This is a genomic window from Allotamlana fucoidanivorans (assembly GCF_045788535.1).
In the GTDB taxonomy this organism is placed as follows: domain Bacteria; phylum Bacteroidota; class Bacteroidia; order Flavobacteriales; family Flavobacteriaceae; genus Allotamlana; species Allotamlana fucoidanivorans.
Genome location: NZ_CP074074.1, coordinates 3406990 through 3420690, shown reverse-complemented (window position 1 = coordinate 3420690; position 13701 = coordinate 3406990). Strand labels below are relative to the sequence as shown.

Below are 13701 nucleotides of genomic sequence, written 5' to 3'. Positions count from 1 at the left end.
ATGTCATATATTTCCAACGTTTTATTTGCCGTTATACTCGTTTTAGGGATAGGCTATTTTGCTAAAAATGTAAAAAAGCTTATTCGAAACATAAAACTAGGTAGAGATATTGACGTGTCAGATAATCAATCTCAGCGCTGGGAAAACATGATTAGGATTGCCTTGGGGCAAAGCAAAATGGTGCGTCGTCCTGTTTCTGGGGTGCTGCACGTCATTGTTTATATTGGTTTTATTATTATAAATATTGAAGTTTTAGAGATCATTCTTGATGGCTTATTTGGTACACATCGTATAGGATTAAAAGTATTGCCCATTTCCGTGTATGGTTTTTTAATAGGAACGTTTGAGGTTTTAGCTTGTCTTGTTTTAGTATCAGTAACCGTATTTTGGGTACGAAGAAATGTTATCAAATTAGCACGTTTCATGAAAAGTGAAATGTCAGGATGGCCTAAACAAGATGGTAATTTAATTCTGTATTTTGAAGTGGTATTAATGACTCTGTTTTTAGTTATGAATGCTACCGATTCACAATTTCAAAGTTTAAACTCAGGAAATGTTATAAGTCAGTTTATAGCACCCTGTTTTGAAGGTATGCCAGAAAATGGACTGCATCTTATAGAAAGAGGTGCCTGGTGGCTGCATATTATTGGTATTCTCATCTTTTTAAACTATTTATATTTTTCAAAGCATCTACATATTTTACTGGCGTTTCCAAATACATTTTACGGAAAATTACAACCTAAAGGACAAATGGATAACCTAGAGGCGGTAGCCAATGAAGTAAAAATGATGATGGATCCTGATGCCGATCCGTTTGCAGCTCCCGCTGAAGGTGGTGAGGATGATATTCCAGAAAAATTTGGCGCTAGTGATGTACAAGATTTAAATTGGGTACAATTACTCAATGCTTACACCTGTACAGAGTGCGGACGTTGTACCAGTGAATGTCCTGCAAATTTAACCGGCAAAAAATTATCACCGCGTAAAATTATGATGGATACCAGAGATCGTCTGGAAGAGGTGGGTAAAAATATAGATGCAAATAATGGCGAGTTTAAGGGGGATGGTAAACAACTTCTTGATGATTATATAACAAGAGAAGAACTCTGGGCTTGTACATCCTGCAACGCCTGTACAGAGGCTTGTCCTGTAAGTATAGATCCATTATCTATCATTTTAGATATGCGCCGGTATTTGGTTATGGAACAATCTGCTGCACCAGCAGAGCTTAATACTATGATGACCAATATAGAAAACAATGGTGCACCGTGGCCTTACAATCAAATGGATAGGCTAAACTGGAAAAACGAATAATTATATAATAAGGGCGTTACCACAAGGGTCGGGCTTTCGCAAGTCGCTCTTTTCAAGGAGCTCCAACAATAGCTCAATCCCTAACGCAAAAAACATAATGTATCACATGAGCAATCTACTCAAAGTACCAACAATGGCCGAATATATGGGGCAAGGCAAACAACCCGAAGTACTGTTTTGGGTGGGATGTGCTGGAAGTTTTGATGACCGAGCAAAAAAAATTACAAAAGCCTTTGTGAAATTATTAAATAAGGCGAATGTAGACTTTGCTGTTTTAGGTGCTGAAGAAAGCTGTACTGGAGATCCAGCCAAGCGCGCAGGAAATGAGTTTTTATTTCAAATGCAGGCTGCTACCAATATTGAGGTTTTAAATGCCTATGATATTAAAAAGATTGTTACTGCTTGTCCGCATTGTTTTAATACCATAAAAAACGAATACCCAGGTTTAGGCGGTCATTATGAGGTGCTACATCATACACAGTTTTTAAAGTCATTATTTGAAGAAGGCAGATTAACGGTTGAGGGTGGTAGATTTAAAGGTAAGCGAATCACTTTCCATGACCCGTGTTATTTAGGGCGTGCTAATAATGTTTATGAGGCACCACGTGAGCTGATTCAAAAGTTGGAAGCTGAATTAGTTGAAATGCGAAAGTGTAAAAGTAACGGATTATGCTGTGGTGCTGGAGGCGCACAAATGTTTAAAGATGCTGAAAAAGGGGATAAGGAAGTAAATATAGAACGTACAGAACAGGCTCTGGAAACCAAACCAGAGATTATTGCTGCCGGATGTCCGTTTTGTAATACCATGATGACAGACGGTGTAAAAGCCAAAGAAAAAGAAAATGCTGTTGCTGTTTTAGACATCGCAGAACTTATTGCTAACGCTCAGGATTTGTAAAACATATACTTGAGACTAAAAAAAGAAAACATGCTAGTAGATTTCAATACATTACCAGAAGAATCACGGGTTTGGATTTATCAAGCCAACCGCTCGTTTACTGAAGAAGAATTAGAGGAAATACAATCAAAGCTTGAAACGTTTATTGAAAACTGGACAGCTCATGGAGGTGATTTACAAGCGGGTTATGTTGTTAAATATAAGCGTTTTATTGTTTTAGGGTTAAATCAAAGCATGAATGTGGCAACGGGTTGTTCTATAGACGCCTCCGTTCATTTTATTCAACAATTAGAACAAGATTACAACGTAGATTTGATGGATAAAATGAATGTATCCTACAAACAAGGCGCATATATAGCGTATAAGTCTTTAACTGATTTTAGAAAAATGGCCAAAGACAAAGCCGTATCTAAAAACACCATTGTCTTCAATAATTTGGTGGCTAATATTAAGGAATTCAATGAAAATTGGGAAGTGCCTGCTAGTGAAAGTTGGCATAGTCGTTTTATAAAGTAACGATATCCTATTTAAATATAAATCTATCTTAAAGACTTTTTATCTTCTTTTAAAAAGTGTTATTTTGGCATGATTATTAGTGTTTCTTAGCTATTAAAACCTTATAATTAATCCATATGCGCCATATCTATATATCAATTTTAAGCCTGCTTTGTACTGTTTTAAGTTTCAGTCAAAAAAACATAAATCCTTTGCTATCAAAAGATGTTGCTGCTCAAGAGAAATGGGTAGATAGTGTTTACAATAGCATGTCTTTAAAGGAGAAAGTAGGGCAGTTATACATGGTTCAGGTCATGTCAAATCTAGATGCTCAATCCAAGATAAAAGTTGTTAAAGGCATAAAGGAGCATCATATAGGTGGGATTATTTATTCCAATGGAGGACCATACCGTCAGGCTAAATTGAATAATGAATTACAAGCCTTATCTAAGTTACCAATGCTTATTGGTATGGATGCTGAATGGGGATTGAGCATGAGACTTGATTCAACCTATGCCTTTCCGTGGAATATGACTTTAGGGGCGATAAAGGATAATAAATTAGTAGAACAAACAGGGAAACAAATAGGTGAGCACTGCAAACGTTTAGGGGTACATTTTAATTTTGCACCCGTAGTAGATATAAATACGAATCCTAAAAACCCAATTATAGGTAATAGATCTTTTGGAGAAAGTCGTGATGACGTTACGCAGAAGGCACTAGCTTTTATGAAAGGCATGCAAGGCAGTGGTGTTTTGGCAAACGCGAAACATTTTCCGGGGCATGGTGATACAGATCAAGATTCGCACAAAACCTTACCAACAATACATTTTGATGAAAAGCGGATTGATTCAGTAGAATTATATCCATACAAACAGCTCATAAAAGCTGGTTTATCCAGTGTTATGGTGGCTCATTTAAATGTACCGAGTTTAGAAGCTAAGGAAAATTCTCCATCGTCATTATCACACCACATAGTGACCGATATTTTAAAGAACCAATTAGGTTTTCAAGGGTTAATTTTTACCGATGCCTTGACCATGAAAGGTGCTGCAGATTTTGATGAAACGAGCGATATAGATTTAGCGGCATTTAAAGCGGGTAATGATGTTATGCTTATGTCTGAAGATGTTGGTATTGGTACCTCAAAAATTATTGAAGCCTATAAAAAAGGGGATATCAGTGAAAGTAGGTTGGCATACTCTGTAAAAAAGATTCTTCAGGCCAAATATAAAGTAGGCTTACATAACTATAAACCAGTTGCTATTGCTGATTTATCAAAAGATCTTAACCGTTTAAAAGATGATGTGCTTAATGAGGAATTATTTGAAAATGCCATTACCATAGTTAAAAATGAAGGGGATCTACTGCCGTTGAGAGACCTAGAGACAAAAACAATAGCCTATATTGAGCTTGGAGATGATTCAGGTATACCATTTTTTAATGCATTGAAAAAATTCGGGAAGGTTCATGCTTTACAAGGCGACTCTCTGGAGGACTTAAAAAATAAATTACAAGTATATAACACGGTAATTATTGGTTTTCACCGTTCAAACGCTAATCCATGGAAAGCTTATGAGTTCTCTGAAGAACAGCTAGAATGGATTGATAGTATTGCAGAAACCCATAAGGTGATACTTAACGTTTTTGTAAAACCCTATGCCTTGTCGGATTTAAAGCGTATTGATAATATTGAAAGCATTGTAGTTAGTTATCAAAATAGTAAAACAGCACAAGAAAAATCTGCTCAAATTCTTTTTGGAGCCTTACCTTCAAAAGGGCATTTGCCAGTTTCAGTGGGCGATTATTTTACAAAGTTTTCAGGAATTTATACCAATGAATTAAAACGTCTTAGTTATACTATTCCTGAGCGCGTTGGAATGAGTTCAGAGAAGTTAAAAAAAGTAGATTCTCTTGTAAATTATGCGATTAAAAATGAAATGACTCCAGGTGTTCAACTATTGATTGCCAGAAAAGGAAAAGTGATTTACAACAAAAATTTTGGAAAACACACGTATGAAGGCAAAGAAAAAATAGGTTTTGATGATATTTATGACGTTGCGTCGTTAACGAAAATATTGGCCACCTTACCCTTACTTATGGAACTTGAAGAGCAAGGTGTTGTGAGTTTAGATACCAAATTATCTGAAATTTTACCAGAATATAAGGGATCAAATAAAGAAAATATTACATTAAAAGCCATGTTGTCTCATTATGCGCGGTTAAGACCTTGGGAACCATTTTATTACAATACTCTTGATTTAGAAACTAAAAAACCAAGTCCTAAATATTACAGAGCAAAGCGCAGTGCAGAGTTTAATATTGAAGTATCAAAAAATCTATTTTTAAGAACAGACTATCAGGATTCTATCCCAAAAATAATTAGAGAGTCTGAGTTGCTAGACCGATTAAAATACCGTTACAGTGATTTTCCTTATTATATTTTAAAAGAGTTTATTGAGTACCACTATGACAGAACGTTAGAGCAATTAACGGAGGCACATTTTTATGAACCCTTAGGGGCAAATTATACCATGTATAATCCGTATCATAAAATAAGCAGTAAAAAAATTGTACCTACAGAGATTGATGACTATTACAGATATCAAAAAGTACATGGGTATGTACATGATATGGGGGCAGCTATGCAAAATGGTATTGGTGGTCATGCAGGTGTTTTTAGTAATGCTAATGATGTGGCAAAAATTATGCAAATGTATTTACAAAAAGGATATTATGGGGGTAAGCGATTTTTAAAACCAGAGACCATTGATAAATTTAATACCTGCTATTTTTGTAGTGAAGACAATAGAAGAGGTGTCGGTTTTGATAAACCACAACTAGAGGATGATGGTCCTACCTGTGGCTGCATCTCAATGACAAGTTTTGGGCATTCAGGATTTACAGGAACTTATGCATGGGCCGATCCAGAAGAAGAAATTGTTTATGTGTTTTTGGCAAATAGAACCTATCCAAGAGCAGGTAAAAACTTATTATTAAGAGAAAATATTAGAACTGAAATTCAACGGTTTATCTATGAAGCCATAGTTGATTAAAAAAATTAATGGATGTTACTGTAAGTTTTTAAGACGAATTATTGACTTATTAAGATATCATACAAAAGCATAATAATGAAAATAGGAATAGTTTGTTATCCAACGTTTGGAGGTAGTGGTGTTGTGGCAACAGAATTAGGTTTAGAACTGTCTAAACGTGGTCATGAGATTCATTTTATTACGTATAGCCAACCTGTTAGGTTAGAGTTAATTAGTCATAATGTACACTATCATGAGGTGAATGTTCCAGAATATCCGTTGTTTCATTATCAACCTTATGAGTTAGCATTATCTAGTAAGTTGGTTGACATGGTAAAACTCCATCAAATAGACATTTTACATGTGCATTATGCTATCCCACATGCCTACGCCGCATACATGGCCAAGAAGATGTTACAAGAAGAAGGTATTTATGTCCCAATAGTAACCACTTTACATGGTACAGATATCACTTTGGTAGGCAGCCACCCTTTTTATAAGCCAGCGGTAACCTTTAGTATTAATAAATCAGATGCTGTAACTGCCGTTTCTCAAAGTTTAAAGGATGATACATTACGTTTGTTTGATATTAAAAATGATATATATGTTGTTCCTAATTTTATAGATTTAGAAAAACATAACGGACAAGGGTTTACAGATTGCCAAAGAGGCATGATGGCGAAAGATGACGAAAAAATTATTACGCATATAAGTAATTTACGGCCAGTAAAACGTGTTCAGGATGTGATTAGTGTTTTTTATAGCATTCAGAAAGAAATGCCCGCTAAACTGATGTTTATAGGCGAAGGCCCCGAGAAAGAAAAAGTAGAACTTCGCTGTCAGGAATTAGGCATTTTAGATAAGGTGGTTTTCTTTGGAAAAAGTAATGAAATTGATAAAATTTTATGTTTTAGTGATTTGTTTTTATTACCCTCACAGACAGAGAGTTTTGGCTTAGCAGCGTTAGAAGCCATGGCCTCTGGTGTACCAGTAATTTCTAGTAATACAGGAGGGATTCCAGAAGTTAACGTTCATGGGATGTCGGGCTTTTTAAGTAATGTAGGTGATGTTGACGATATGACAAAAAATGCATTGTATATTTTAAGTGATGAAAACCGCTTAAAAATGTTTAAAGCTAATGCCATTAAGCAATCTAAAAAATTTGATTTACACACTATAGTGCCACAGTATGAAGCCATTTATGAAGATACATTGGCCAAGTGTTTGGTCATTTAAGAAGATAAACACATAACCGTTTAAAAATAAATAGGCCTGCAATACCATTGCAGGCCTATTATTAAAAAATACATTGAATTTTTTTTAGAACTGGAATCGAATACCTAACGCAATATCAAAATCTAAATCATTGTTATTGTATGTTTCGTCTCCAAAACCAATTTCTGGTCTGAAGTCTAAAGATAACAGAAGAGGGATGTTAAAATTGTACTCAATTCCTATATCACCAGCAAGAAAAACGAAAGTGTCAGAAGATCTATAACCAAATTTGTCTTCAAAACTATAAGATCCTAAACCTCCACCAGCACCAGCATACCAGTTAAAGTTTCCATCTAGAAGCCATACCCATTGGTATAGGCCTGTTAGTTTGAAACCGTCGTAATTTCTACTATCTCTCCATCCTAAATCAACTTCTAACCTATTATTGCCACCCAATGCATGCTGCCATGATACTTCGGCTCCAAAACCATCACTATCTCCTAGTCTGAGTCCTAAAGCATTTTTTGAAATTTCTTGAGCATTCGTTGTAAGGGTAAATCCAAATACGATTAATGATAAAACAAATAATTTTTTCATAAAGTTGTTTTTTTAAGTTTCCTATTAATTTATACGATATAAACAAGAGTTTAGATCGTGGGGTGTATATTTGTAAGGCAACAAATGTAAGGTGAAACCTTAATAAATCTAAATAGAAAATATATTCTTTTTATATGAATTTAGAGGTCCTATAGATGGCTAATAAATAGGTGTGTTTTTTATTCAGCAGTGTCAAGAAGTTGTATATATAAATTGTAGCGTTCAAAAATTTCTTTGACATAATTTACAGGCTCAATACCATGAATATATCCATATTTTATATCCTTTCTTGAGAAATATTTTCGGTAGGTTAATTTTAATAAAGATGCTTCAATATTTTGCCAATGGTTGGGGTCTAATCCTTCCGCTTTTGTTAGGGTTACTGCATCTTTTAAATGGTTTAACCCCGCATTATAACTAGCTAAAGTATACTTTAGTCTGGTGTCAAAATCTTCAACAGTATCCCATTTGTTCCAAAGCTTTAATAGATAAAAAGTGCCTGCTTTTATACTTTCTTCGGGGTGAGAGGTATCTTCAATTCCTAATTCTCTAGCTGTACTAGGCATAATTTGCATTAAACCTTGTGCTTTTGCCCAACTTTGTGCCTTCGGATCAAATCTTGATTCTTGAAATATCTGACTGGCCAGCATAACCCAATCCCAAGGTAAGTTTTCAGAATACTTTTTTATTAAATCATCATACGGACTTAATTGCTTGGTTTTCGTTAAATAATAATCACTGTTTACATGCTTTTTTATAATTCTACTATTTTGAAAATAGCGATTATAAATAACATAATAATCTGTAGTTTTCCTAAGTTTTTGTATCCATGTATTTAAAGCCTTTTGAAGTTGAGGTGCGTTTCGTCGTATAACCCATGATGCTTTTTGAGACAGACTTATGGGGGTAGAAACATCAATATTTTTAAAATAAATGGCATGCATTTCAGCTATGGTGTTATCGGCTATGGTATATTTAAGATCTCCTGCTGCCACCATGCCGATTAACTCATCTGTGGTAAGCGTAGCATCAACTTCATTGATGTGAATATGACCACCTGTTTCTTCCATAAAATTTTCTAAACGCATTTTATAGGAAGAATATTTACGTACGTTTACCGTGTCACCAATCAGATCAATGGCGTCCGTTATTAGCATATTTTCAATTTGATGTAGTTTTAAGTTCCGCCAGTTATCAGGTTTACGTTGCACAAGAACTTGTTTGGTAAGATATAGGTAATTTGTAAACGTGAACTTTTCTTTTCTTGTTTTGGTGGGTGTGAAATTATGCGCTACAATATCGCCTTTTCCGCTATTTAACCATTCTCCCAAAACATTAAAATTAGGAGCCACTATAATTTCTAAACTTAGGTTCAATTCTTTAGCTAATTGTTGAAGAAGGTCATACTCAAAACCCATGCTTTCGCCTTTGTAAACAAAAAAACTGGTGGGACCACTTAAAACGATGGCTCTTAGGGTGTCTCTTGTTTTTATGGCATCCAAATCAAATGAAATAGGTTTTGAAATTGTGCTTTTTTGAAATAAATCATGGTTTTCTACGCTCTTTTTTTGATTAAATTGACAACTAAAGAACATTATAGTAATCAATACCCAAATAGAAAAAGAACGTATCATATCATTGGTTTTAGTTATAACCTGTAATATAAAAAGAATAGATTATCTCAAACATAAAAAAAGCCCTCTAATTAAGGGGCCTTTATGAAAAATTTACTAGTGAAGTTATTTTAGTTAAATCTATATCTAATATTTAAACCAAAACCTCCCCAATCCATATCTGTATCTTCAACAATCCAAAAAGTAGGACGATAGTCTAGTCCAATAGAAATAGGAGCCTCAAAAACATATTCTAGTCCAATTTCTCCACTTGCGCCTAATAAAAAGTCATCTCCAAAGTAAGCAGAAGGCCCTACACCTACATACCAATTAAATTTATCTTCGCCTAAGGGTTTGTAGATTAGATCCCAAAGGGCATCTAACCCAACACCATCACCAAATGATACATTGGCATGAATTCTACTGCCTCCTGTATGGAATACACCATCAACAGCAACATTATTTTTACCAGACACTTCCCCAAACCGAAGTCCAATTTCCTGAGCGCTCAGAGCAAATGATGATATTAAAAAAATACCTACGATTAATTTTTTCATAAGATTGAATTTTTTAAATGTTAGTTAGGATAAATATAATCTTTTTTAGGAAGTATGGCATGAAATCCATTAAAATAAATAGGATTTTTACGTATCCTTGTATTAAAGTTTAAACGATGTCCTTACTAGCCTTACAGTCAAAACTTTCAGGAGAATTATATATTGATTCCTTAACAAAAGCCATATATGCAACCGATGCTTCTGTATATAGAAAAGTGCCTCAAGCGGTTGCTTATCCAAAAAATGAAGACGATATCCAATTGTTGATTGACTTTGCTAAAACAAACAATACGTCATTAATTCCCAGAACCGCAGGAACATCATTGGCAGGCCAGTGTGTGGGTGAGGGTATAGTAGTTGATGTTTCAAAGTATTTTACTAATATTATTACTTTAAATGCGCAAGAACAAACCGTTACCCTACAGCCAGGTGTGGTTAGAGATGCGCTTAATAATTACCTGAAACCATTTGGTTTGTTTTTTGCTCCTAATACATCTACCTCTAATCGTTGTATGATAGGAGGGATGGTAGGGAATAATTCATCAGGAACAACCTCAATACAGTACGGAGTTACTAGAGATAAAGTTGTTGAAATGCGTACTATTTTAAGTGATGGTAGTACCGTTGTTTTTGGCAAGCTATCTGAAGAAGATTTCTTAGAAAAGACTAAACAAACCAATTTAGAAGGGACAATATATAAGACAATTTATCACGAATTAAAGTCTAAAGCCGTTCAAGAACAAATTTTATCAAATTTTCCAAAGCCTGAAATACATAGAAGAAATACGGGGTATGCTATAGATAAACTTATTAGCTCAAGTATTTTTTCAAATTCAGACACGCCGTTTAATATGTGTGAATTGCTTTCTGGAAGTGAAGGAACGCTTGCATTTACTACCCAAATAACCCTAAAATTAGATAAGCTACCACCCAAAGAGAGTATTATGGTGGCCGCACATTTTGAAAGCATTGAAAAATGTTTGTTGGCCGTGCAACCTGTAATGAAACATAATTTGTACACCTGTGAAATGATGGATAAAACCATTTTAGATTGTACAAAACATAATAAAACCCAGCAAGAAAATAGATTTTTTATTGAGGGAGATCCTGTGGCTATTTTAATGTGTGAAGTTAAAGCAGATACAGAGGAAGTGGTTGAAACGCTTGCAGATAAACTCATTGAAGAGATTAAAGACTCTGGCTTTAGTTATGCTTATCCTGTTTTAAGAGGTAAAGATATCATCAAGGCTTTAGATTTAAGAAAAGCGGGTTTGGGCTTACTGGGGAATATTATTGGTGATAAAAAAGGGGTAGCTTGTATTGAAGATACTGCTGTGGCATTACCCGATTTGGCACAATATATTTCAGAATTTACCGGTCTTATGGAACGGTATGAGCAAAATGCCGTTTATTATGCGCATGCTGGTGCTGGAGAAATCCATTTACGCCCCATTTTAAACCTTAAAAAGAGGGAAGATGTACATCTTTTTAGAAAAATAACAACCGATATTGCACATTTAGTGAAAAAGTATCAGGGGTCAATGAGTGGTGAACATGGCGATGGGATTGTGCGGGCTGAATTTATTCCGCTGATGATTGGTGAAGCTAATTATCAAATAATTAAGAAGATAAAGTATAGCTTTGATCCGCATAATATTTTTAATCCTGGGAAAATTGTGGATGCCCATCCTATGGATGACGCTTTACGCTATAAACCCGATAGAGTAGAACCAGAGATTGAAACGGTGTTGGATTTTTCAGATTCCTTAGGGATTCTTAGAGCTGCTGAGAAATGTAATGGTTCTGGTGATTGCAGAAAACTTTCCGAGTTTGGCGGAACCATGTGCCCTAGTTACAGAGCTACGAGAAATGAAAAGGACACTACGCGAGCAAGAGCTAATGCTTTACGAGAGTTTTTAACACATTCAGAAAAGGAAAATAAATTCAATCATCAAGAACTTAAGCAGGTTTTTGATTTATGTTTGAGCTGTAAGGCCTGCTCTAGTGAATGTCCAAGCAGTGTAGATGTAGCAAGTTTAAAAGCAGAATTTCTCTATCAGTACCAAAAAGCAAATGGGGTTTCAATACGAACTAAATTATTTGCATACAATACCCAATTGAATAAGTTAGCAAGTACTTTTCCACACTTCAGTAACTTCATGTTTGCTAATAATGTTACCTCGCCATTGATAAAAGAAATGTTCGGTATAGCGCCTAGTAGAAGTTTCCCTTTAATAACTTCAAAAAGCTTATCAAAAGTGTATCAAGCGTTTAATACATCACCTAAAGCAAAAACGTATATAAAAACCGTTTATTTATTTAATGATGAGTTTACAAATTATTTAGACACGCCAATAGGTATTGATGCTATTCAGTTATTAGAAGCTCTAAATTATGAAGTGAAAATGGTAAGCCATGAAGCGTCTGGTAGAACATTTTTATCTAAAGGGCTTTTAAAGCAAGCAAAAGCCTGCGCAAATAAAAATGTTGGTATATTTAAAACTATTATTTCAGAAAAAACACCTCTATTGGGTATTGAACCTTCGGCAATTTTAACGTTTACAGACGAATATTTAAGATTGGCAGATGATAAGGTAGCTGTTGAAGCCATTGCTAAAAACACATTTTTAATTGAAGAATTTTTACAGGAAGAAATTGCCTTGGGGCATATAACATCGGAACAATTTACGTCTGAAGATAGAACTATAAAGTTTCATGGACATTGTTACCAAAAAGCCTTGCGTAACCAGGCATCGAGTTTTACCGTGCTCAATTTACCTATAAACTATAAGGTAACCATTATTCCTAGTGGGTGCTGTGGTATGGCTGGAAGTTTTGGTTATGAAAAAGAACATTATAAAGTAAGTATGATTGTGGGAGAGCAAACGTTGTTTCCTGCCGTACGAAAAGCATGTGCCAATACCATCATAGCGGCCAATGGAACCAGTTGCAGGCATCAAATTAAAGATGGAACACAACGTATAGCAAAACATCCTGTTACCATTTTAAAAGAAGCTTTGCTTTAATTAATTGAGGCAAAATAAAGTGTATTACTTGTTTTGAACTATGGTAATAGCGGCTATTAAATCTTTTACTTCCATATCTTCTATTTCATCATGAACTATAAAAGGAGCCAGCTTATCCTTGTTGAAGTTATAAATTTTCCAACGTTTAAATTGGTATTCTAAAGCTGTTAGGTTTTCAACCCAATCTCCAGAATTAAGATAAGTTGTTTTGCCATATTTATTTTCAAAATATTCTTTTTTTGGTTGATGAATATGCCCGCAAACCACGTAATCATAACCATTTTCAATAGCTAGTTCTGAAATTACTTTTTCGTAATCATTTATATACTTTATAGCACCTTTTACGCCATTCTTTACTTTTTTAGATAGAGAATAACGTTCTTTACCGCGGCGTTCTAAATACCAATTAACAACTCTGTTAACCAGAGTAAGTAAATCATAACCATAGCCACCTAGCTTTGCAATCCATTTAGCATTTTGAATAGAGATATCGAACACATCGCCATGGAAAAACCAAGCTTTCTTACCATCTAATTCGAGCACCACCTTATTTACAATAGAAATATTACCTATGGTAGTATCGCTAAATTTTCTAAGCATTTCATCATGGTTTCCGGTAATATAAATGATTTCAACACCATTTGACGCCATTGACATTATTTTCTTTATAACCTTAAGATGTGCTTTTGGAAAATATCGCTTACTAAACTGCCATATATCAATAATGTCGCCATTTAAAATCAATTTATTGGGTTTTATACTATTCAAATAGGTAAGCAATTCCTTTGCGTGGCAACCATAAGTTCCTAAGTGGACATCACTAATTACTGCAATTTCAACTTTTCTTTTTATTTTCAAATTCGATAAAACTTTATTTATCAAATTACAGAAACTATTATTACTTAATGATTACGTTATAATTATTTATATATAAGTTATTTGTTAAGTAAA

At 34.5% G+C, this 13701-nt stretch carries 10 protein-coding genes; 6 read left to right on the top strand and 4 right to left on the bottom strand.

The features are described 5' to 3' along the window. The 5 genes from KFZ70_RS14455 to bshA all read left to right on the top strand — a co-directional run bounded on the left by KFZ70_RS14455 (position 1) and on the right by bshA (position 6978). Complete coding sequence (locus KFZ70_RS14455; protein WP_139694986.1) at positions 1-1314, top strand: (Fe-S)-binding protein; 1314 nt, start codon at positions 1-3, stop codon at positions 1312-1314. Between the two features lie 106 nt (positions 1315-1420). Continuing rightward, positions 1421-2212, top strand: coding sequence for a (Fe-S)-binding protein (locus tag KFZ70_RS14450; RefSeq protein WP_139694985.1), 792 nt, complete (start codon positions 1421-1423; stop codon positions 2210-2212). Between the two features lie 30 nt (positions 2213-2242). Next, the gene (locus tag KFZ70_RS14445; RefSeq protein ID WP_139694984.1) at positions 2243-2728 is read left to right on the top strand and encodes an ABC transporter ATPase; all 486 of its coding nucleotides are present in this window, start codon (positions 2243-2245) and stop codon (positions 2726-2728) included. Between the two features lie 116 nt (positions 2729-2844). Continuing rightward, positions 2845-5763 carry a glycoside hydrolase family 3 N-terminal domain-containing protein gene (locus tag KFZ70_RS14440; protein ID WP_139694983.1) on the top strand — a complete coding sequence of 973 codons (2919 nt, stop codon included), beginning with the start codon at positions 2845-2847 and terminating at the stop codon, positions 5761-5763. 75 nt (positions 5764-5838) lie between these two features. Then, positions 5839-6978, top strand: a complete 1140-nt coding sequence (bshA, locus tag KFZ70_RS14435; protein WP_139694982.1) for an N-acetyl-alpha-D-glucosaminyl L-malate synthase BshA — start codon at positions 5839-5841, stop codon at positions 6976-6978. Positions 6979-7062: 84 nt separating this feature from the next. Here bshA and KFZ70_RS14430 read toward each other — a convergent pair whose 3' ends face one another. From KFZ70_RS14430 to KFZ70_RS14420, 3 genes are all read right to left on the bottom strand, one after another. Beyond that, a complete protein-coding gene (locus KFZ70_RS14430; protein ID WP_139694981.1) occupies positions 7063-7554 on the bottom strand; it encodes a hypothetical protein in 492 nt (163 codons plus the stop codon). A gap of 179 nt (positions 7555-7733) precedes the next feature. Next, positions 7734-9188, bottom strand: coding sequence for a transporter substrate-binding domain-containing protein (locus KFZ70_RS14425; RefSeq protein WP_139694980.1), 1455 nt, complete (start codon positions 9186-9188; stop codon positions 7734-7736). A 110-nt stretch (positions 9189-9298) separates the two neighbouring features. Continuing rightward, complete coding sequence (locus KFZ70_RS14420; RefSeq protein WP_139694979.1) at positions 9299-9724, bottom strand: outer membrane insertion C- signal; 426 nt, start codon at positions 9722-9724, stop codon at positions 9299-9301. A 116-nt stretch (positions 9725-9840) separates the two neighbouring features. On the opposite strand from KFZ70_RS14420, the gene KFZ70_RS14415 reads away from it, so the two are divergent. Beyond that, positions 9841-12750, top strand: coding sequence for an FAD-binding and (Fe-S)-binding domain-containing protein (locus KFZ70_RS14415; RefSeq protein ID WP_139694978.1), 2910 nt, complete (start codon positions 9841-9843; stop codon positions 12748-12750). 24 nt (positions 12751-12774) lie between these two features. Here the strand turns inward: KFZ70_RS14415 and KFZ70_RS14410 are convergent, their stop codons facing one another. Beyond that, positions 12775-13608 carry a UDP-2,3-diacylglucosamine diphosphatase gene (locus KFZ70_RS14410; RefSeq protein WP_139694977.1) on the bottom strand — a complete coding sequence of 278 codons (834 nt, stop codon included), beginning with the start codon at positions 13606-13608 and terminating at the stop codon, positions 12775-12777. Positions 13609-13701 lie beyond the last annotated feature (93 nt).